We start from the raw sequence: 23,541 nt of genomic DNA on the forward strand, positions 1-23,541 counted from the left end.
ATAGATAAAGGCGTTTTACTCTTATTTTTACGCAAGTCTCATAATAGAGCAAGATCAGGGAAAAACTTTTTTATAACCTTTGTTATAACCTTTTTTATAAATAAACTTGTGTCTGATCGCGACATTTAATAGGATAGTTATACCAATTCTGTGTAAAGTTGCGCCAAATAAATACCGTAGATACGTTCCATGGAACATCTCTCCATTTGCAAATAAAGCGCATCCTCATAAAGAAATAGTATTAGTCTGTTTTATGATTACTTACTATTAAGTATATTTCATAAATATGTTAGGATAGGAAGTAGTTATGATCAAAATTATAGTAAAATAATGACTCAAATCAATGACATATATTCTCTGTATGAGGTTGATAACGAGAAATGGTTAGCAGCAACCATAACAATGTTAAAAGAACAGCAGTTAGAACACCTCGACTTAGAGCATTTAATTGAAGAATTAGAAGCCATGAGTCGTCGAGATAAATTGACAGTTGAGAGTTTTTTAGAACAAATAATTAGACATTTATTACTCTTACAATACTGGAAAAGTGAACATCAATATAATGCGAATCATTGGCAAGCTGAAATTATCAGTTTTAGAACTCAATTGAATGAGTATTTAACTAAAAATTTACGCAATCATTTACAAGAAAATCAAGATAAAATTTATCAGAAAGCATTAAAATATGTCAATAAAAAAACAGGTATGATGGTTGAATTTCCTCTAGAATGTCCGTATACTATCGAACAATTATTAGATGAAAATTGGCTACCATAACGATAATCACCAAAACAACGACGGATTTTTGTTTGTAAAGTATTATATGAAACCCATAATCTCCAAAAACCTAACCCCCCTACCCCCCTTCCCTACCAGGGAATGGGGTTTTCAAAGCCTCTCTCCTTGTAGGGGAGAGGTACTCTTCGAGAAGCCGCTTCGCGTCTATGGAGAGGGGTCAATTTATACATTAAAAACTTTTAAAACATCCTCTCAGAAGTCGGGGATCTAAATATCCGACATTTCTTTAATTATTTTCATCGTCTCTACACTGACTGTACACACTCTCATTAATAATTCTATTACCTGTTCTTTATAATCTGCGAAACGATAATTATTGAATTTTTCCGCAATGGTTTGATCTTTGGGTTTCTTTTCTTTGTATTGATCTAAAATCCATTCTAATGCACTGCGATTTCCTAGCATATATTCCCAAGCTATTTCAGGAATTCCTGTTAATGTGGTAATATCATCTAAGATGATTACACCTTTATTTTTATCTGCTTTTAGTTTAACTTTAATGGTTTTTTGATTGTCTTTTAAAGGAATATCCACACGGGTTAAATTATAAGGTGTGACTGTTTCATAATTTATATGTAATTCCATGAGTTGTTTTCCCCAGTTCACCCATTTTTGGAAGTTTTCATAATAGGGTAAGCGGGGAAATTCGCGTTTTAAATTTAGTTCGTATTTTTTGCGGTATTCTGGGTTATGTAATACTGCATAAGTATAATGGAAGATATCTATTTTGGTGATTGTTTCATCTTGATAATGGGTTTGAATTTGTTTTAATCCCCAGTCGGTTATGTTATCAATGCGGTTTCCTTCTTTGTCGTATCGGTGGAGGGGGAGACATTGAGAGTCACCTGTAAAATGTAAATCAACTAATGAATTAGCAGCTAAACACTGAAAAGGTTTACTTGAACCAACACAAGAAAAAGCAATTAAAAAATTATCACTCTGTAAACTTTGTGAAAATAATTCATAATGGTTTTGTGTTAATCTGTGATTAAAGATTTTTTCTCTATAGTGATATAATTTTAAATATGGTCTATATAAAGTGAATTGGATTAAATTTTGATCAAATTCAACTCGTTTACCACTTTGCAAATAACTCTCTAGTGATGAACTCCATTTAATAGAGTTATCCATAGTTTGATTTTGAACAGACAAGTTATACACTTTTGTCATTAATTGCATTTTTTGAGTTAAATTCAAATCATTGAAATCATAAACCCATTCATCTCGATTCGTAACTACTCCAATTGTAAATAACTTGAAAACTGCTGCTTCTCCCGTACCTGATTTTACGTTTTTATCAACCAAGGGTAAAAGAGAATCAAAATTATTATCAGATTGATTTATCCAATTATATTTTTTATCAGGTGTGATATGTTGAAAAGGAATTTGATTAAATTTATTTGCTGCTAAATAGCTAATTTTATTTTCTCTTATTTCATGAACATGGAAAGGATGAGAATAGAATATTTTACAACCTGATGAATTACTATCTTTAATCAGAAAGCAGATAACTATACCAGTCATTGCGCTTTCACCAAAAATAGTATGTTTTTCAGAAATAAATACACCATCTTTTCCTGATATTTCTCTAACATTACCTCCTAAATCAATACAATATACATAATTAAATTCATCTTGAATAGATTTTCTGAAGCCATCAAATGCACGACTATCTAGAAAAGATGAATTAGTAATAAAACAGATAAGACCATTTTTTACTCTATCAGTTGCCCATCTATAAAAACGAACATACATATCATAAACAACTATTTTATTTTGTGCATTACTATTTTTAATATAACTTTCCTTAATTAATTTATCTATTGCTTTATAACTACGATTAGCATTATTTTTGTTAAAGTTATCTTGTCTAGCATTATAAGGAGGATTCCCAATAATTACCGAAATAGTCCGATTATTCTGTCGTTTAATTCTTGCGGTATTTTCCACACTCGTAACAAATAAGTCCAATTGTTTATCTACAAAAGGTACATTATCCAAAGTATCCACAAAACAAATATTCTCAAACTCCTCATAAACTCCCATCTTCTGTTTATAAGTATATTCAATATTCAAATTCGCTATATAATAAGGTAAAATTGCCACCTCATTACAATGAATTTCATGTTTATATTTATGCTGTAAACTATGGGGAGGTAAATAATCAATCAACTCAGTAATAAACGTACCCGTACCCGTCGCAGGATCTAAAATTTCTACATCTTTATCTGCTAACAACTTACCAAAATGTTGATGTACCAAAAAATCCACACTCTCAATCATAAACCGGACGATTTCATTAGGAGTATAAACAATTCCTAATCTATCCGCAGCTTTGGGATTATATGCTTTATAAAAATTCTCGTATAATGCTTTTAAAAACTTCTGTTTTTCTTGATGGTTGACAATATTAGCAGCGGTTCTTTTAATTACTGCATAATATCTTTCAATACTTCCCAAAGTATTCCGCTTTAAACTTCCGGTAAAAAACGTGGAAATTACCCCTTGTAATTCCCGCGCAACATTATTTTCTTGATGAAACTGCGACTCACTGAAAATATTAATAAAAATATCCTCAGTTAAAATATGCTGAATCATCATTTCCCGAATATCTAACAACGTAATTTCCGGGTTAATGGACTTTTTACAAAGTTCCCAAAACTTATTTCTAGCAGTTGCAAAAGATTGATTATTCCCCTCTTGACAATCAATCAACTTTCTGAGAGAATCTAAGATAATGGGAATATCTTGTTTAAAAATTTCTATAGCTGATCGAAAGTCTTGAACTTCAGGACGAACAAAATTTATAAAATTATTAATTAGACTATCCAGCGCGTCAGCATCTTGCATAGATACACGCTGAGTTTCTGTACCTGCTTGAATTAAAACCGCAGTTTGGGAATCTTCAAATAAAATATTACTATCAGGATAACCCTTATTTAACTTCTTCTCAATTTCTTGATCTAAATTATCATATTCGTCCTTAGCTTCCCAATAACCCCAATCTAACCGCAAAGCATCTTTAACTGTTCCATCGGGATAAACAACTTTACCATTTGGGAGTTTAAAATCTAATTCAGGAATAAGTAAAAAATCTCTAGGTTTGCAATATTCATTTAACAGATTTTGGAAAGCGAACCGGATAGAAGTTTCTTTTCTTGACCCACCAAACTGGATAATTTTTTGTACTTCCGTTTGGTATTGGGTGACTAATAATCTGGACATAATAGATAATAATTTTTGGTAATGGTAAAGAAACTGTTTTGTAAGGGTTTAGCAATGCTAAATGCCTATTTATTATCCTAATTTTAATTATTTGAAATCTTGTTTTTTCTATCTGCGTTAATCTGCGTTTAATTATATGATATCTTCTCTGTAATGTTGAGAATAATAAGTAAAGAATTATTACCTACAAAATTTAATTTGGTGCGTTACGTTGACGCTAACACACCCTACAGTCTCAGAAGATTTAATTACAAACTCAACTCCATTAAACTTTCAGAAATATCAAAATTAGCCGTCACATTTTGGACATCATCTAAATTTTCCAAGGTATCAATTAATTTAAACACAGATTTAGCCTGATCTGGATCTGTCACCTCAATTTGATTTCCTGGTATCCAACGTAATTCTATATCTGTGACATGAAAACCTTTTGCTTTGAGAGTTTGACTAAGGTTTTCTAAATTGGTAAATTCTGTAAAAACTTCTGCAACTTCATCATCTGTCATTTCATAACTATCAGCATCAGCTTCTAAGGATGCTTCCAAAAGTTTTTCTTCATCCATTACATCTTCGACTATACAAACACCTTTTTGGGAAAACATCCAACTTACACAACCGGTTTCCCCCAAATTACCGCCATTTTTACTAAAAGCAACTCGCACATCAGCAGCGGTACGATTACGATTATCTGTTAAAGCTTCAATTAAAACCGCTACCCCACCAGGCCCGTAACCTTCATAGCGAATTTCTTCTAAACTGTTACCATCGCTGAAAGTACCTGCACCTTTAGCAATAGCCCTATCAATATTATCATTAGGAATACCCGCCGCCTTCGCTTTATCTATCGCAGTTCGCAGTTGAAAATTTCCTGCTGGGTCTGGAATACCACTCCTAGCTGCAACTATAATCGCCCGTGATAGCTTTGTAAATACATTTCCCCGTTTAGCATCAACTACCGCTTTTTGACGCTTAATATTTGCCCATTTACTATGTCCAGCCATAACTTTTAAGAAAATTAACACTCTACTCAAACATAGGATATATCTAGATTTCACTCTAATGCAAATCTCTGATTAAATATTTTTTAAGATTTTCAAGTTACATCTTGTATTAAAATAGTATTTAAAATTGTCCTGAGATGAAATTTACTAAATTTGTTTGCAGTGAATTTCATACTCCAATTTCACAACATTATGTCTAGATATCGCCAATATTTTAATATTCCTCTACTATGCAGTTTATTTTTGATTTCCCTAATTTTAGTTTCCTGTTTTAGTGGTACAAAAAATAATAACACTTTAAATATTTGGGTTCATGCAGGACAAGAAGCAGAAAGAAAAACAATATCTGCACAAGCACAAAGATATAATCAATCAAAACCAGAAATCAAGGTAAAATTAACCTTTATTCCCGAAGGTTCTTATAATTCCCAAGTCCAAGCAGCCGCACTTTCTAACGACTTACCAGACATTTTAGAATTTGATGGCCCCTTTGTTTATAACTATGTTTGGCAGCAAAATTTAATCCCCATTGATGAGATCATTTCCCCGGAAGTAAAAGCAGATTTACTACCATCAATAATTGCACAGGGAACTTATGGGAATAAACTCTATTCCGTCGGTACATTTGATTCTGGTTTAGGAATTTACGGCAATCGTCAACAATTAGAAACCGCAGGAATTAGAATTCCTGAAAATAATCAAGATGCTTGGAAAGTCAAAGAATTTAATCAAGCATTAGCCAAATTAGCCAAACAAGATCCAAATCAAGATGGACAAGTTTTAGACTTAAAATTAAATTATGGCGGTGAATGGTTCACCTATGGATTTTCACCAATTATACATTCTGCTGGCGGAACTTTACTCAAACAAAAAGGTAATTCACTGCAAGCAAATAGCGCAATTAATAGTAGAAAATCAATCAAAGCAATTAATAATTTACAAACTTGGATAGAAAAAAATTATGTAGATTCTAACCTAGATGATGCTGCTTTTACCAGTGGCAGAGTAGCCCTTTCTTGGGTTGGACATTGGGCTTATGATGGCTATAAAAAAGCATTAGGAAATGATTTAGTATTATTACCATTACCTAATTTTGGTCAAGGTTCAAAAACGGGACAAGGTTCATGGAATTGGGGAATAACTGCTAATTGTAAAAACCCTAAAGCAGCGGTAAAATTTCTAGAATTTCTATTACAACCCCAAGAAATATTAGCCATGACAAACGCCAATGGTGCAGTACCAGCTACAAAAAGTGCGATCGCTCAATCACCATTGTATCAAGAAGGCGCACCTTTAAGATTATTTGCCGAACAATTATTAAATAGTCAAACAGTACCCCGTCCCCAAACTCCTGGATATGCAGTAGTAACTTCAGCATTTCAACAAGCAGTCAACAATATTATTGATGGTATGGAAGTTAAAAAAGCCCTAACCCAAGCAGCCATAACCATTGATATAGACATAGAAGATAATCAAGGATATCCACAAATTTGGTGACTGGTGACTGGTGACTGGTGACTGGTGAAAAGTTGTTAGTATCGTTATCTTCTCTGTATTTTCTGCGTCTCTGCGGTGCTTTATCAATAAATTGAATGAACCAATGAATAGATTAATTACCCAACTTACAAAAGGAAAAAATACACACATTGTATTCATAACCCCAGCATTAATAGGACTATTCCTATTTTTAGGAATACCATTTATTTCCGCCATCATTTTATCCTTTACAAATTTACGCCTTGGTTCACCACTTCCCTTAGAATTTATCGGTTTAGAACAATATTATCGCATCCTTAAAGACCCAGCATTTTTGCGAGCATTATTAAACAACGGAATTTTTGCATTAGTTATAGTTCCCGTGCAAACAGCAATAGCTTTAGGAATAGCAATATTATTAAATCAACCATTAAAAGGAATGGCAATTTTTAGAACATTCTTTTTTATGCCGGTTGTATTTCCCATGTCCTTAGTTTCAGTCGTTTGGATCTTAATTTATGCTCCTAACCCTGATGGAATGATGAACTCATTAATGGAATTTTTAACATTTGGAAGTTGGGAAACAACCGACTTTTTACGTAATTCAACATTTGCTTTACCTGCGATTATGTTATTATCTATGTGGCAAGGAGTAGGCTTTCAAATGGTAATTATTTTAGCTGGTTTACAATCAATTCCAGAGAATTTATATGAAGCCGCCGCCATAGATGGAAGTAATAAAATTAATCAATTTATTTATATTACTTTACCCCAATTACGGAATACTTTGATTTTCGTGATGTTGGTGACATCAATTTTAGCATTTCGGTTATTTGATCAAGTTAAAATCATGACTGAAGGTGGACCAAATAATGCTACAACTACAGTAATGTACGAAGCAGTAAAGGCAGCGTTTGAACAACAGAAAATGGCTAAAGGTGCTGCGATGACGGTAGTCTTTTTCTTGGTAGTTTTATCAATTACAATTATTCAGAGAGTTGTTGTTAAGCAGGAAAGGGCAATTGATTGAACGCAGATAAATGCAGATGGACGCAAGATGAATTTAAGGGTTTAGTTAGTATGTCTATTTCTCCAGTAAAATATCAAAAGATAATCGGTAAGTTTGCTGTTTATTTAATATTGACTTTGTTAGCTTTTTTATTTATTGCCCCAATTTTATTTATGATTGTAGGGAGTTTAAAACCTGATGATTTAGTATTAGTTGAATCTGGGAGTATTAAGGCCTTTATTCCTGAGCAAATATCATTACAGAATTATGAAAATGTTTTTGAAAGAGTTAAATTTACCCAGTATTTCTTTAATTCTCTGTTCATTACCAGTATGATAGTATTAATAGGATTATTGATAAATTCAATGGCAGCTTATGCTTTTTCTAGGATGCAATGGCAAGGGAGAGATATCTTATTTGCTGTAGTTTTGGCATTAATGATTATACCCTTTGAAGCTATTGCAGTACCCTTATTTTTTCAAATTACCTTAATCGGTTTGCGTAACACTTATATAGCGCAAATTGTACCTTTTATCGCTAATGCCTTTTCTATTTACTTATTTTACACATTTTTTATTGACCTCCCCAAAGAATTAGAAGAAGCTGCAAAAGTAGATGGTGCGAGTGCATTGCAGACATTTTTTCAAATTATAGTACCCGTTGCTAAACCTGCATTTGCTACTGTGGCAATTCTGACCTTTTTAACACAATGGGGTTCATTTTTATGGCCTGTTATGATTACAGTAGGAGAAGAAGTTAGACCATTACCCGTTGCGATCGCCGAATTTCAAACCTTACCACCACTACAATGGGGTGATATCATGGCCTTTGGAGTCATGATGGTAGCACCAGTATTAATCCTCTTTTTAATCTTCCAAAAATGGTTTGTTAAAGGTGTTGCTTCTTCAGGAGTGAAAGGGTAAAAAACTCTATTCTTGAATTACTACATCAAACATCAAACAAAATCCTGTAAATCTTGATAAAACAAAATTACAAATTATGAACAGAGAATATTTAATTAACTTTCTTAGAGAAAACTTAAACACTATTAAAAGTTATGGTGTCACTTCCTTAGCTTTATTTGGTTCTTATGCAAGAGATGAAGCGAAAACTACTAGCGATATTGATTTACTGGTAGAATTTCAAGGAAAAATATCCTTTGATAAATATATGGACTTAAATTTTTTTTAGAAGATAATTTATCTTTATCCGTTGATTTAGTCACTAAAAAGATGTTAAAACCTCAAATTATTGATGCTGTAGAAAAGGATGCTATTTATGTCGCGTAGCTTAAAACTTTATTGTGATGATATTGTAATACCATTTCTTTATGAGGATGCGCTTTATTCGCGGATGTAGAGTCTCTACGGTATTTATTTGGCGCAACTTTATATAAAATTGGTATAAGATGAAATTATTTGGGATATTATTTAAACTAAAATTAGTTCTTTGAAATCAGCAATTTTAATTATTCTTGTTCAAGAATTTTAAATTACTTAAATTACTGTATTAACTAACAAAAAACATCATCTTATTGAGAATAAATCATGGCAACAATAGAATTCCAACAAATATTCAAAGTTTATTCCAACGGCTACACCGCCCTAAAAAACCTCTCCTTAGATATCAAAGACGGAGAATTTTTAGTATTCGTTGGACCTTCTGGTTGTGGAAAATCAACAGCATTAAGAATGCTCGCAGGACTAGAAGAAATTAGTGGTGGTAAACTCTTAATTGGGGGAGAAATAGTCAACGACAAAACCCCCCAAGAAAGAAACATAGCAATGGTATTTCAAAACTACGCCCTTTACCCACACATGACAGTTAGGGAAAACATGGAATTTCCCTTGAAAATGTTAAAAATGCCCAAAGCAGAAAGACAAAAACGGGTAATAGCAGCAGCAGAAAAATTAGGTTTAACCAACCTATTAGATAATAAACCCAAACAAATGTCAGGAGGACAAAGACAAAGAGTAGCAATGGGAAGGGCCATTGTGCGTAACCCCTCGGTATTTTTAATGGATGAACCATTATCTAATTTAGATGCCAAAATGCGGGTACAAATTAGAACCGAAATATCCCAATTGCAAAGAAATATGGGCATTACAATGGTGTACGTTACCCATGATCAAGTAGAAGCAATGACAATGGGCGATCGCGTCGCAGTCATGAAAGGAGGAGAACTCCAACAAATTGCCCCACCACAAGAACTTTATGACTCTCCAGCTAATACATTTGTCGCTGCTTTTATTGGTTCTCCAGCCATGAATATTTTTAGAAGTAAGCTAATTAAAAATGAGATGGGAGACTTAATAATTAACTTTGGAAATCAACCATTAGTAATAGATCCAGAAACAATAAATCGTTATCAACAATTAGAAAATTATCTCAATCAAGAAATTTTAGTAGGTTTACGTCCAGAAGCATTTGCCTATGGAGATAAAATTTCTCAAGGTCATAATATTGAAGTAGATATAGAAACTGTTGAATCTCTGGGACATGAAATGATCATTTATTTTCATGCTGGAGTTGATAAAATAGAAGTAGCAGAAAATCGAGATGGTGGTTCAGAAATAGGAACAAATAAAGAAGAAAATCCACAAGATTCTTCATTATTAATTGCTAGAGTTGCTACAGCACAAGAAATTTTAGGGAAATCAAAAATAACCTTAACAGTAGATACGAAAAAGTTATATTTCTTTGATCAGGATGGTGAGGCTATTATTTGATATTTATCAACAAACAGCAACTAACTAAACACAAGGTACTATGGAACAAACTAAAAAATGACTAGACCTTATCAAATTGTAGTAGACACTAATGTAATTCTAGCTGGTCTACGCTCTAACCGTGGTGCATCCTACAAGTTATTAAGCATACTCAACGATACTCGTTGGCAATTAAATATTTCGACCGCTTTAATCTTCGAGTATGAAGAAATACTTAAACGAGAAAAAGACCAGTTAAACCTAGAAGATGAAGATATTGATAATATTATAGAAGCGATTTGTGCCATATCCAACCAATGTAATATTTTTTATCTATGGCGGCCAGTTGCACGCGACCCAGATGATGATTTTGTCATAGATTTAGCTGTAGAATGCCAAGCCGACTTTATTATCACTTACAATCAAAAGGATTTACAAGCAGCAGAAAAATTTGGCATCAAAGTATTAACTCCTAAACAATTCTTACAACAAGTAGGAGAATTATCATGAGTAACTTAAACGTACAAATCCCTGAATCTTTATATAAACAAATCGAAGCCTTAGCAGCCAAAGAAAATATGTCCCTAGAACAACTTGTAGCTATTGCCCTATCAGCACAAGTTTCTGCATGGATGACCAAAGACTATATCGAAGAAAAAGCTAAACGCGGTAGTTGGGATAAATTCCAACAAGTTTTAGCCAAAGTCCCCAATGTAGAACCAGAAGATTATGACAAATTGTAATCCTAAACAACACGGTGGATTGTTAACTTGGGTTTTTTGTCAAAAATTATCGCCACCTAACGCACCCTACAAACTGCAATATCACACTCAAATTAAGAGCAAAATACTTTCCGTTTCACTGTTGTAAAATTGCATAATAGTAGTAAAATTCTCTCTTAAAATCTGCACAATTTTTGATGTTGGGATCCAAATAAATATCGCCCTCCAATCCTCACAAAAAAACCGATCGCACTAATAAATTACCCTATAAATGATCAGCCTTCCCCAAAAGCGATCGCACCCTGAATCTATACTGATCGCATTTCCATATAATTATAAATTGTAGGGTGGACTAGCGACAGTGTAATCCACCGCATATTCCATTAGGGTGGTGCTTTCCCCATTATCAAACAATGGAATAACAAAGCTTCAGGAAAAGTACCCTACAAAATCAAGTGATCGCACTATACATCAAATTGAATTAAGTTTATTTCCATTTGATATATGGATTAATTACGGAATCTAACAACGAAGCATTTCGTTCCCTTCAAACGTATCTCCGTAGTAAATGTTAGCTTAAACCAATTTTTGAACTAATGTACTCTATTCCTATATCTTCTCCTAGATCAAATCCTTTTTTAATTGCTCTACCTAAAGGTTTTGGTGTCCCTTTAGCTATTATTTTGACTGCCTTTTCAATTTTATCCAGTTGTGTTTTAGTTTTACTCAAAGCGACTTGAAGAAAATTATCTGCTCTACTATTGCCATCATTAGCACCCTCTAAAACATTTCCTATAAATAATAGGTTAGCAGAACCAAATGTTTGTAATGCAGTTATGGTGAAGAAAGCAGCTTGATTTGCGGGAGATGTTAGTAAACTAGGATAAATTAGAACTGCAACTTCCCCACTAGGATCGATCGCATTGATTGGATTCCCTTCCGTATAAGTATACTTATTCAGACTCAATGGTCTTTCAGTAAAGCCTGCAAATGGATCTCTTGAAACAAACCTTCCAGTAGATGGGTTGTAATATCTTGCTCTCAAATAATAACTTTGTAATTCTGGGTCAAATTGCTCTCCAGTATATTTGTAACTGTTCTGAACAATCTCTGTTTGCTGACTGATACTACCGTAGGGATTATAAATGTAAGCATTCGCAATATTACCAACATTATCTGTAATAATCTGCGTACTTCCTAAAGCATCAGTATGATAGAAATATGTCTCTCCATTCCGCTGCTGACTGATTAAATCAAGTCCGTGGGTATAGGTAACATCTGTATTACCTGCATTATATTCTTCAATCACCTGAGCAAATTCTGGTTGGGTTGTATCAATCAAGAAATTGGTAGTTTCTCCATCAATCGTAGACGCAACGCGGATACCATCTGTATTGTATTGATACTCAATTGTTTGTTCAGTTCCATCTTGATTTATAACTGCTTTACTCAGTTCACCTTTACTGTTCCAGGTGTAGGTAACTTGAATTTCACCATTTGTAGCGGTGGTAATTAAATTACCCGCATCATCGTAGCTATAGTTAGTAACAATTCCGTCATTGGTTTGAGTCAGCAGTCTTTCATTTTCATCGTAGGTGTAGGTGGTTGTACCATCGTTTGTGCTGGTACGACTTAACCGATTACCCACATTATCGTAAACATAATTTGTAGTTTCGTTACCGTTCGTTGTGTCAGTAACCGTTGCTTGAGTTAAGCGATAAAGGTCATCATAACTATACTCAATTCTGCGTCCTGTATTTTCTTCCAGTACCAATCTGTTACCAACATTATCCAAATTGTACTCGTAGCTAGAGATAATGTTACCTTCGCTGTTGATATTTTCAATGAGAATCGGGCGATTGAGCAAGTCATACTGACGAGTTTCAACAATACCATTAGCAAACTCGGTTTCAATCAAATTGCCAACCAAGTCATAGCTGTAGGTTGTGACGTTGTTTTGACGGCCTGTTACTGTTTCCAGTAAACCTAGTGCATCGTAAGTATAATTAACAGTCCCAGTTGGAGTAGTTAAAGTGTTGATATTACCCTCAAGGTTATACGTATAGGCAATAGTTACGCCATCCGGGTTGGTACGTCTGACTAGTTGATCCAGTGAATCATATTCGTACTGAGTAGTACCGCGAGCGTCAGTAATTGTACTAACTTCCCCTGTGGGTGTATAGGTGTAAATCTCATCATCAGCATCGGGTAAACGTACCGCACTTAACATATTGTTCGGGTCGTATTCGTAGGTAATTATTTCCCCGTTGAAGTTAGTAAAGCTGGTTAGATTGTCAATTACATCATAAGTAAAAGTTTCAGTTTGTCCCAGAGGTAATTCCGTCGCAATGAGACGATTGAGCGCATCATATTCAAACTCAGTAGTACGTCCGAGCGCATCAGTTTGAGTAATCTGGTTTCCGCTTGCGTCATAACCATACTGGGTTTTGTTACCTAACGCATCAACAACCGAAATCAAGCGAGCTACTCCATCATATTCAAACTCCGTTGCGTTGCCGTTTTGGTCAATTTCTTGAACAACTCTATCTAAGGCATCATAAACAGTTTCACTGACTGTACCATCAGCGTAGCGAATCTGGGTTTGTAAGCCGCGATTGTTGTAAATAAATTCAGTACGACGACCTAAAGCATCAATAACCGCAGTGCGATCTCCTGCTGCATTGTACTCAATCTGAGTAATATTGCCTTTTGCATCTGTCACCTTGACCAATTGACCTTCTGCGCTATAGTCAAAGGCTGTAGTATTACCCAATGGTGTGGTGAAAGTCTTGATATTTCCAGTATCGTCATAGGTAAATCTGACAATTGCTCCAATTGCATCTTCAACTTCTGTGAGACGACCCAAACTGTCATAACTATAGTTCGTAAAATTACCTGCTGCATCTGTAACTGTTTCCAGATTGCCCAAAGCATCATAGCTATAGTTCGTAACATTACCAGCCGCATCTTCTCGTTCTATTAAATTACCGCGACTATCATAACGATTGGTAGTAACGTTACCTTTAGCATCAGTAGTAGTTAACACTTGATTCAAGTCGTTGTAAGTAAATGCATTGATGTTCCCTAGCGCATCTGTTTCAGTTAAAAGATTGCCACGGTCATCATAGGTAAAGGTAGTGGTATTGCCACGTGGGTCGGTGACACTTGTTAAATTATTATTATCATCGTAGGTGTTGATTGTAATTCCACCTTCAGCATCTACTTCTTGAACAACATTACCCCGTCCATCAAACACAAGAGTAGTATCATTTCCCAGTGGGTCTGTAACAGTTTGGGATGAAACTGCGGTATCGAAATTCAAATCTAAGGCATTACCATCAGCGTCAATAATGCGAATAAGCTGACCCTGCTCGTTATATTCGTTACGAATTCCACTTCTTCCTAATGGGTCTACAACTTCGGTTAAATAATGAGGAAGTTGGGGCTGTTCATAAACCAGTTCTGTTGTATTGTTAGTCCGGTCAGTTACAGAAACTAAATCACCATTGGCGTTGTAATCATACTTGATTGATTCACCTGCTGTGTCAATAATTTCAGTAATCCGACCTTCTGAATCACGAAGGAACTCTATTGATTCTCCAGTGGAACTGACAATACCTGAGTCGCTGTAGGTAAGGGTATTGCCATTGCGGTCAGTAATATCAATTAAACCATCAAACTGGCCGTAATTATAAGTCGTACCATCTTTGGTTGTGAGACGGTATTCCGACGGATTGTACGGTAAGCCGAAGAGGAAAAGCCCCGCAGTACCATCAGAACGAATACTTAAAGGAGTATTCTCAACTTCAAGCTTGTCAAATACTCCCGGTTCGGCTACAAATCTGGGAGACCAAACTGTTCCGATTAAGCTATTTCCAGTGATTACTGGGTCGAAGGTAAATGTAACTCGTCTTCCTTCTGGATTAGTCAGTGTGACAGTGCTTCCTACTTGAAATGGTGTTGAGGTGAAAAGACTTAAACCATTTGGGTCGGTGACGGGTACTGATTCAGTAATGCGAGCATCTTGCACTCCCAGATTCCAACCATAACCAAAATCACCAATTTGGTTTGATTGCAAGCTATCGTAAACTCGACTTACCTCAATTGGTAATCCTGCCAGGGGAACAGAAAGGTCAACAAATTCTTGAGTGAAGCGTCCTGGTTTGATTTCACCATTAATTGAAACCCCGAAACCTTGAATGCTGATATTACCACTAAAGTCTTGGGTAACAACTCGTAAATGGTAGCTGTCATTGGCAAGAAATCTGGGGTCAACTTGTCCAATAACTCCATTTTCAATGTTAGTGTGACCTTCAGCCAAGACACGATAATCAGGGTCAGCAGCACCAGGATTATTCAGGTCAATCAGATTAACTGGTGCAATTTCCAGGCGATAAAACTCTAAATTATCATCGCTGATAGTACCAATAATATCCGTAGGAATATTAATTAATGTGCCGTTCTCCTGGAATTGGGTGAGGTCAATTTCGGTAATTGGTGCGGTAGTGTCGGTGGGGTCAATTACGCGAACTGACAAAGTTTGAGTACCGACATTTCCATCAGCATCGTTGGCGATCGCCACAATATCAACTAACCCAGATTGGTTAAAATTAACCACTGCTTGATTAACGGTACCGTTAGTAATATCACCAGGATTTAATGTAACGGGTGAACCATCTACCAACAGTTCTAAACTGGTAATTCCTTGATCATCAACCGCTCGAACTTGTAAATTGAGGTCTTCACCAATTTCAATTACGCTGGAGTTAAAGCCCAAGGAAACGATAGGAGTTTCGCTATCGGTACCACCCGTACCACCTCCGGTTCCACCACCACCAGGATTACCAACGTTTAACAGGAAGGATTGTACCGCTCGTTCACCTTCAGCATCATTCGCAAAAACTGTAATTGGGAACTGTCCTTGTTGCTCTGCTGTCGGTGTCCACTGAATTACTCCAGTATCTGGATCGATAGTCATACCGTCAGGGGCACCATTACGTAAACTGTAGGTTATAGCCGTTCCTTCGGGGTCGCTAGCATCTACGTCATATTCGTAGATTTGATTGGGGTTTCCAGTCAACAACGGATTGGAAGTAAAGACGGGTTTTTGATTTTCGTTAACGGTAAGGGTAAAACTTTGATTATCCGAACCACCGCGACCATCCACAACCTTTACGGTAATCGTTTGTTCTCCCGTTTGTGATTCAGTTGGTGTCCAGGATACTAAACCTGTATTGGAAGCGATTGTCACTCCTTCTGGAGCTTCTGCGAGGAAATAGGTAAGCGGGTCGCTTTCAGCATCTGTAGCAGTGACTTGGTATTCAAGATTGCTACCAACTCTTACTGTATCCGGTGCAGTTGACGTAATGCTAGGTGCGGTATTATCTCCCCCAGCAGCAACTACCTCAACTTCAAAACTTTGAGTGGTTTCGGCACCCCGATTATCAGCTACGGCAATTTCAAACTGGTAAATACCCGTAGTTGGAGGTGTCCAATCAATGCGTCCGGTTGTAGAATCTATGGAAGCTCCAGTGGGTGCGTTGAGCAAACTGTAGGTAATTGGGTCACCATCCGGGTCAACTGCTTGAGCAAGATAAAGGTAATTTTGATTAATTGAAACGGGAATCGAACCTAGAACAAACCCGGTATCGGGTCTTACAAAGAATAGTTCAAAGTCACGAGCTAGACCATCTCCAGTAATTTTGGTATCAAAGCTAGCTGTTTCACCAGGATTAACACCGAACAGCGGTCCCGTTAAATTTTCAACGGTAATATTGGGGTCAGCTACAAGAATATCAACGGCTAACTGATTGCTAATTTCTTCAGCTTTGACGTTGACAAATGCTTTAGTAAATGAAACTGCGGTATCCCCACCTTCTCTAAGCTGATTGAGGTCCCAAGCTGCTCCCGCGCTATCCCATGCTAAATCAACGTAATCTGCTTTAATAGCACTAAAGGAGTTGTTAGCATCAAATGCTCCACCCGGAATAGTAATAAATCCACCCACACCATCTGCAATATAAGCAATACCTTGAGAATCTACACCAAGAGCGGAACTGCCATTTCCATCAAGGAAGAAACCGTTAATAGTGACATTGAGTAAAGCATCTTGAGAATCTAACTTATTGAAAATGCTTTCAAAGGTTAATTCTAGGTTAACAATATCTCGGTCTTCGTCAGTAACCAAGATAATGTTAGTTGCCGCACCGTCGCGGAAAGGTAGCCCAAGTGCAGTATCAATACCTAGATAACCATCTTCTACTCCTCCTTGTGCAGTACTTAGGAAGCTAGTAGCGTTAGATGCTTGGGTCGCAGCACCAAAAGTTCCCTCTGTAGGGTTAGTAGTAAATTTTTGTCCCTTGATTCCTTCAAACTGAAAGACTTGCGATTCGTTAGGAAGATTAAATGTGCCAGTAATATTATTCGGTAAGGTGAGATTTGGCGTAATTTCTAGAACCTGGAAACTGTAATCACCAGTAACGCTTCCTGGATTACCTCTGCCACTGTTGACAATTAAGGAATACTCACCAGACTCAAATAAAGTGAAGGGAGTATCACTATCTTGATTGAGTCTTACCCGCTCGAAGATTCTCTCACCAAAAGGATTCACCAGTGCTACTTCTATTTCAGAAGCAGCCGATTCCAACCCATCAAACCAGAACTGCTGACCGACAACCCCATTAAACTGGTAAATATCTTGTTCACCTGGTTCTGCGAGCGTACCAGATACAATATCCCCAATAGCTAATGTTGACACCTGAGTTTGGGGAGTAGCTACCTGAACGCTAAAGTCAAAGGGAGTTTGATTTTCACCATCAAACAGAATTTTATAAATACCATCTGCTGCTAAAGTTGCAGTAAAATCACGGTCTAATCTACTTTGTGCTAGCTCAAGGTTCTCTGGACTATACAACTGCCAATTCCCCGAACCAGTTGCGGAAATACCATCAAAGAAGAGCCTTTGACCTTTGCTACCCGTAAACTCATATACATCAATGCCTTGACCTACATTTAAAGTACCGTTAAAGACGCTATCTAAAGGTAATGTTTTTGCATCATCTAGGTTAAGAACTCGGAAACTGTAATCTCCCAAGTCTCCCCTGGTATTGACTGCGATGGAGTAGGTTCCTGACTCTGGCAAGGTTAACTGACCAAAATCATTGTTCAGACGCTGATTTGAGAAGAGTGCAGTTCCGTCAGGAGCAGTTAATCGTGCGTTGATATTAAAGGAAGCCGAAGTTAGTCCATCAAATACAATACGGGTACCAGCAGTTGCATCGAAAGTAAAAATATCTTCTTGGTCTGATGTAGTTAAGGTACCCGTGCGAATTGTATCAAAGCCGCTCGAGGTAATATTAGTAGGTGTAGTAATATCGCTGATGTTAAATGTGTAGTTAATTGGGTTACTGCTCTCACCATCTACTACCAGAGTGTAGGTTCCATCAGCCGGTAACACTGCGCTAAAATCATCAAGAAAAGTATTTCGAGCAATAAAGTCATTTGATGCAGCCCCATAAAGCGCCCAACTACCCCTGAATCTATTATCAACGGCAATCATACCAAATAAAAGCTCTTGACCAGATGTACCTTCAAGGGTGTAAATTTCTGTACCACTACCTGGTTCAATTGTACTGGTAAAATTAGTATCCAATGTCAGCGAATTTGCATTGTCTTCATCCAGTACCCGGAAACTATAGTCTCCAGTAAAATCATCACCATTAACAACTATGCTGTAAGTTCCTGTTTCCGGTAGCGTCAGCATACCAGAATCACGATTTGCATCCAGGTTATTAATTAGGGTTTGACCCGTCGGACTGGTGATGCGGACATCAATATTAAACGAATCTGAGGCTAAACCATCAAACCAAATCCGCTGTCCCGCAGTACCTTCAATTAAGTAAACATCTTTTTCACCAGCTTCGCTAAGACTACCAGTTACAACCTCCCCGATTGTCAAAGTTGTTTGCTCAATTTCCGGAGTTACTAATCTAAAGTTGTAATCAACTGCGTTTTCACTATCGCTGCGAAGAATCAAAGTGTAAGTTCCATCATTAGGAACAACTGCGCTAAAATCTCGTAGAGCAAAGCTACTACCAAGCAGTTGATTATCTGGTGCGTAAATAGCAGCCCTTATATTTTGACTGACTGCCGAATCAAAGTAAATTTGTTGTCCTTTATTAGCATCGAATTGAAAGACTTTTGTTTCTAGACCTGTAGCAATTGTACCAATGATTTCAGTATCGGGAGCAATTTTAGTTGCAGCCGAGTTAAAATCTAGCAGTTGGAAACTAAAGTCACCTCCAGCATTACGACCACTAACGATTAACGAATAAGTGCCAGCTTCTGATAGCAGATATGGACTACTATCTTGATTGAGACGGGCAAAGCTGAAGACGTTATCACCATTGGGGTCTACCAGACGAGCGCGAATATCATTTGATGCGATCGAACCCAATCCATCAAGTAAAATTTGAGAACCCGCAGGAGCATCAAAGGTAAAGGTTTCTTCCGCTTGGGGTGCAACAGTTCCGGTAAATGGGGTATTGAAGTTAGTTAAAGCAACTGCTGGGATATCGATTACAGTTCCATTCAATTCGTACTCAAACGGTACTGCTGTTCCTAACGGATTAACTACAACTGTATAAGTACCATCCGCTAACAAATCAAACACTAATTCTGACTCATTAATTACCGATTCAAAACTGCCAGAGCCAACTAGCTGATTTCCTGGTCCATAGACTGAAACCTGGGTTTGGGCTGCCAAGTTAAACAACCGAGTTTGGTTTGTATAACCAATCAAGCTATAGCGATTGTCAGTAATACCACGGTCTTGTAGAGCTGCATCTAACTCCAATACCATGTCAGTAAGCCATTCATGCTCCCCACTCATGGAGCCAGATTCGTCTACCACAAATACAATATCAGCTTGCCCACCAGTAGAAACACCGCCACCTGGCAGCGTGATGGATACTGCTTCTGTAGCCATTTCCCCATCAGAAAGGCTGAGTGAAATTAGTTCAGGGTTAACATCTCCTGTGGCGGCGTTGGGAACAGCTACAGCAAAATCAGTAATGGGTTCGCTAATGAAAATAGGTGCGCCATTGGTGGGTCTATCTTCGATAGTAATGGTAAAGGATTGAATGTCCGTTAACCCTCCTTCATCACTGGCTTGAATTGTGACTAAGTTATCCCCTAGCTGATTACCAGTAGGATTCCACAATAAAAGTCCTGTTCCAACTTCAATGCTCAACCCTTCTGGACTTTCAATTAAAGAAAAGGTTAAGGAGTCGCCATCTGGATCGGTTGCGATCGCTTGATAGCTGTATTCTTCCCCAATATTACTTTCAATAATTGGAGTGGAGGTAAAAGTCGGTGGGCGGTTTTCAATAAAATTAGGAACTTCTACTGTAAAGGTTTGAACATCAGTACCACCACGACTATCGCTGACCTCCACAGTAAAGTCATAGGAAGGCTGTAAATCTGTCAAGGGGCTAAAACTTAAAAATCCATCCCCATCAACATCTGCTCCCAAAGGTGCATTCAGCAGGGTATAGGTAAGCTCATCTCCATCAGGGTCAGTCGCTTCAACTTGGTAAGTATAAGTTGCTTGATTTTCAGTATTAAAAATTAAATTTGGACTGCTGGTAATCTCCGGTGCGCCGTTAATACCTTCTCTTGTCAACAACTCTTGCGCTCGTCCTTGATTTCCCACTTCATCTACCACCACCATTGTAAATGGTACTTCACCCACACTGGGCATATTCACATCAGTAAAGGTAAAATCACCATTTTCATCAGCAGTAACTGTCTGTTGGGTTTCTACCAGAATAACTTCCAAAGCAGGGTCGGTTTGACCAACTAAGTTAACAGTATATGCACTAGTAATATTGTCCCCTATCACATCCGTATCACTTTCGGGAGCTAAGGTAAAACTTAGAGGTGGAGCAATTCTGTCAAGGGTAAAGTTAACGGTAACTACTTCTGAATCTTGAATCGAGGCATTACCCGCTTTCAATTCCAGGGTATAATCCCCAGAAGGCAAAGCACCATTACTTAATACCTCATACTGTTCTAAAGAGATAGTAAAACTACCATCTGGGTTGAGCGCATCGCTGATATCAACAAAACCATTTCCATTGAGACTACCTTGCAGAGAGGTTGCATTTGTTGTCTGTCCGCTAATAGTAGGGTCAAGGGTAATGCGATCGCTATCACTTACTCCTGTATCATTAGTCAAAGATGCACTAATGATTGGTTGGTTAATTGTTTCATCATCATCATTAATAATTGTAGCGGTAGCTTCTCCATCAACAATTACCGCATTAGTAACATTAGTTAATTTTAGATTGAAAACTTCGTCTGACTCTTCATTCTCATCACCAAAAACTTCCACCAAAATAGTTTTTTCAATTTCCCCAGGTAAGAATGTTAAACTTCCTGTTACTGCTTGATAATCTTCACCACTAATTGCCGTATCATCTTCTGTGGTATAGTCAATTGTGATGGGGTTTAGATGGGGTTCAGATAAACTTACCTTAAACTCAGCGAAATTATTTTCATCATCTAATTCAGTTAATGACACATCATCAACGGTTACATTAATTATATTAATATCTCTGGAATTACCAAAATTAAAGTTAAAAACTAGATCATTATAATCTTTATCTCCTAGTCCTAAAACATCTTCCCAACCCATTTGGTTATTAGAATAATGAATGAGATGATTTAATTTATCTGGGTTAGCTTCAGCATAGGAAAAGTAAGCTAAGACTTCACCATTAGGATTATTATTAGCATTGGTTTGTAAAAATCTCTCACTGGTATTATTAGAAATCAAATACCATCCAATATATTGATCACCTGTTAAGTTATATTCCTGAACTCCGTTATAGTTACCTTCTCCAAATATTACTTGATAATTAGCTTGTTTGAATACTTCTCTGGCATAATTAGAATCATTGGGAGAAATACCGTTAATAGTACCATTTATATCATCAACATAATAAAAACCTATTTCGTTTTTATAGGATGCTTCATTAGATACAAATTCTACAGTTAATGGTACTATTTGATTATTGCTATATCCAGGGTTAAAGCCTTTTTCAAAAACATTGAATACTACATCATTAAAATCTTTATCTCCTCCTCCGGTTAAGTCTTCCCAATTAAAACGATAAACTCCTTCACCTAAACTTGTACTAATAACATGATCAAAATTATCTGTATTTGCGGCTGTAATGGATGAGAAAATATTGATAGAGTTGGGGTTGTTTAAATATTCCGATGTACTAGCATTCTGGATCAAATAAAAACCAACATAATCTCCAGTTTTTAAATCTATCTCTTGCCAATTTCCAGCACTATTTCCTTTGCTAAAAATAACTTCGCTTTTCCCGGAAGTTAATACTTTTTGGAAATAACCTACATCTTGGGGTGAAACTCCATCTATGTCACCTGTGGGATTATCAAATACTATGATTCCTACTTCATTATTATATTTTGCTTCTCGTTGTGTCCATTGAAAAACTAAAGTCGTATCTTCATTTATAACTAAAGTTTCTCCAATATCATTAATTATTTCAAGTTCGGATTTCTCAATTTTGATAAATTGATTATTATAGTAAATAACTCCCAGATCATCTTCTGCTTTTAAGCTGTTTAATTCTTCTGGTGAAAAAGATTGATTAAATACTAACTTGGCAAAAATCCTACCTTCATCTCCTGCACTATCTATTTCATTGATTTGAGCATCAATAAAATGTCCAAATTCTTCTGTTAATACTTCAGCAATTATTTCAGTTGAGTTATTTTTAACAAACTCATCTGCTAAAAAGATAGTATTCAGAGATTCTGCATAAGCTCCATTAGCATTACCTAAGATTTCCGCATCTATAATACTAATTTCTACATTTTTAAAACCTTCATTAATTTGAGTTTGTAACAGAGAAGTGGCTAAAGTTATTTGTTCACCTACGCCATAGGGAATACTTAACAAGTCATGAGCATCAGGATTATTGATAAAATTACTAAATTTTTCTCTGATTAAATAATCAGCATCAATGATTTTTTGTTCTAAAGAAGAATCTGTTAGGGGAGGAATTAATTCATTTCCTAAACTTAATATAGCCGAAGTATTGTGAATGTTAGTAAAAGGGTTTAAAATTTCGCTGGAAAGCCCATAAGCCTCGCCATTGTAGGGTGTGGTAAAAAGACCTGTCGCAAAAACAGCAAGGTCTTGATTGTTTATTGCAGAATCTAACATGAAGAAGACTATCCTTTGTCAAAAATAATGTATGTCTGTGATGGCTAGAATTTTAATTATTATTAAGATGAGAAAACCCTATAAATTTTATGTGGTTATAAGTTTAGGTATGCCAGTTTCCAACTATAGAATTAAACTAATAAGCAAGTCTTGTTTATTATCAGGTAAACCATTTTCTGTTGACAATAAGTAAAAATACTTGATTTTTTTGATATAACCTACGTATGTACTTATAAATAAAGATTCTCAGGACTTAACCCATCCCCAAAACAAAACTCAGTTGCGACATCTGCGGTAAAAACTACTAAGCTGGTATATAGCACGTTCAAACCTTACCGAA

At 36.3% G+C, this 23,541-nt stretch carries 11 protein-coding genes; 8 read left to right on the forward strand and 3 right to left on the reverse strand.

Going from position 1 to position 23,541, the window contains the following annotated elements:
* The first annotated feature begins 330 nt into the window (after nt 1-330).
* Complete coding sequence (locus WJM97_RS12715) at nt 331-777, forward strand: DUF29 domain-containing protein (RefSeq protein ID WP_353929172.1); 447 nt, start codon at nt 331-333, stop codon at nt 775-777.
* A 228-nt stretch (nt 778-1,005) separates the two neighbouring features.
* Here the strand turns inward: WJM97_RS12715 and WJM97_RS12720 are convergent, their stop codons facing one another.
* Together WJM97_RS12720 and WJM97_RS12725 are read right to left on the reverse strand one after the other, a co-directional pair.
* Nucleotides 1,006-4,023 carry a type ISP restriction/modification enzyme gene (locus WJM97_RS12720; RefSeq protein ID WP_353929173.1) on the reverse strand — a complete coding sequence of 1,006 codons (3,018 nt, stop codon included), beginning with the start codon at nt 4,021-4,023 and terminating at the stop codon, nt 1,006-1,008.
* Between the two features lie 248 nt (nt 4,024-4,271).
* Nucleotides 4,272-5,024, reverse strand: coding sequence for a YebC/PmpR family DNA-binding transcriptional regulator (locus tag WJM97_RS12725; protein ID WP_353929174.1), 753 nt, complete (start codon nt 5,022-5,024; stop codon nt 4,272-4,274).
* 192 nt (nt 5,025-5,216) lie between these two features.
* On the opposite strand from WJM97_RS12725, the gene WJM97_RS12730 reads away from it, so the two are divergent.
* From WJM97_RS12730 to WJM97_RS12760, 7 genes are all read left to right on the forward strand, one after another.
* Nucleotides 5,217-6,521, forward strand: a complete 1,305-nt coding sequence (locus tag WJM97_RS12730; RefSeq protein ID WP_353929175.1) for a sugar ABC transporter substrate-binding protein — start codon at nt 5,217-5,219, stop codon at nt 6,519-6,521.
* A gap of 103 nt (nt 6,522-6,624) precedes the next feature.
* Nucleotides 6,625-7,530, forward strand: a complete 906-nt coding sequence (locus tag WJM97_RS12735) for a sugar ABC transporter permease (RefSeq protein ID WP_353929176.1) — start codon at nt 6,625-6,627, stop codon at nt 7,528-7,530.
* Between the two features lie 50 nt (nt 7,531-7,580).
* Nucleotides 7,581-8,432 (forward strand): carbohydrate ABC transporter permease, encoded by an 852-nt coding sequence (locus tag WJM97_RS12740; protein ID WP_353929177.1) that lies wholly within the window; start codon nt 7,581-7,583, stop codon nt 8,430-8,432.
* 76 nt (nt 8,433-8,508) lie between these two features.
* Nucleotides 8,509-8,700: a nucleotidyltransferase domain-containing protein gene (locus WJM97_RS12745; protein WP_353929178.1), complete on the forward strand. Its 192-nt coding sequence runs from the start codon at nt 8,509-8,511 to the stop codon at nt 8,698-8,700.
* 356 nt (nt 8,701-9,056) lie between these two features.
* The gene (ugpC, locus tag WJM97_RS12750; RefSeq protein ID WP_353929179.1) at nt 9,057-10,238 is read left to right on the forward strand and encodes a sn-glycerol-3-phosphate ABC transporter ATP-binding protein UgpC; all 1,182 of its coding nucleotides are present in this window, start codon (nt 9,057-9,059) and stop codon (nt 10,236-10,238) included.
* Between the two features lie 57 nt (nt 10,239-10,295).
* Nucleotides 10,296-10,727 (forward strand): putative toxin-antitoxin system toxin component, PIN family, encoded by a 432-nt coding sequence (locus WJM97_RS12755; RefSeq protein WP_353929180.1) that lies wholly within the window; start codon nt 10,296-10,298, stop codon nt 10,725-10,727.
* Nucleotides 10,724-10,960 carry a hypothetical protein gene (locus WJM97_RS12760; RefSeq protein ID WP_353929181.1) on the forward strand — a complete coding sequence of 79 codons (237 nt, stop codon included), beginning with the start codon at nt 10,724-10,726 and terminating at the stop codon, nt 10,958-10,960. The genes WJM97_RS12755 and WJM97_RS12760 overlap by 4 nt, the downstream gene beginning before the upstream one ends.
* Nucleotides 10,961-11,510: 550 nt before the next feature.
* Here the strand turns inward: WJM97_RS12760 and WJM97_RS12765 are convergent.
* Nucleotides 11,511-23,201, reverse strand: a complete 11,691-nt coding sequence (locus tag WJM97_RS12765; RefSeq protein ID WP_353929182.1) for a putative Ig domain-containing protein — start codon at nt 23,199-23,201, stop codon at nt 11,511-11,513.
* Between the last annotated feature and the right edge of the window lie 340 nt (nt 23,202-23,541).

Origin of the sequence: Okeanomitos corallinicola TIOX110 (assembly GCF_038050375.1) — a bacterium.
Lineage (GTDB): Bacteria > Cyanobacteriota > Cyanobacteriia > Cyanobacteriales > Nostocaceae > Okeanomitos > Okeanomitos corallinicola.

Coding starts and splice junctions, on each gene's coding strand:
- WJM97_RS12715 (WP_353929172.1), top strand. CDS start 331: ATGACTCAAATCAATGACATATATTCTCTGTATGAGGTTGATAACGAG.
- WJM97_RS12720 (WP_353929173.1), bottom strand. CDS start 4,023: ATGTCCAGATTATTAGTCACCCAATACCAAACGGAAGTACAAAAAATT.
- WJM97_RS12725 (WP_353929174.1), bottom strand. CDS start 5,024: ATGGCTGGACATAGTAAATGGGCAAATATTAAGCGTCAAAAAGCGGTA.
- WJM97_RS12730 (WP_353929175.1), top strand. CDS start 5,217: ATGTCTAGATATCGCCAATATTTTAATATTCCTCTACTATGCAGTTTA.
- WJM97_RS12735 (WP_353929176.1), top strand. CDS start 6,625: ATGAATAGATTAATTACCCAACTTACAAAAGGAAAAAATACACACATT.
- WJM97_RS12740 (WP_353929177.1), top strand. CDS start 7,581: ATGTCTATTTCTCCAGTAAAATATCAAAAGATAATCGGTAAGTTTGCT.
- WJM97_RS12745 (WP_353929178.1), top strand. CDS start 8,509: ATGAACAGAGAATATTTAATTAACTTTCTTAGAGAAAACTTAAACACT.
- ugpC (WP_353929179.1), top strand. CDS start 9,057: ATGGCAACAATAGAATTCCAACAAATATTCAAAGTTTATTCCAACGGC.
- WJM97_RS12755 (WP_353929180.1), top strand. CDS start 10,296: ATGACTAGACCTTATCAAATTGTAGTAGACACTAATGTAATTCTAGCT.
- WJM97_RS12760 (WP_353929181.1), top strand. CDS start 10,724: ATGAGTAACTTAAACGTACAAATCCCTGAATCTTTATATAAACAAATC.
- WJM97_RS12765 (WP_353929182.1), bottom strand. CDS start 23,201: ATGTTAGATTCTGCAATAAACAATCAAGACCTTGCTGTTTTTGCGACA.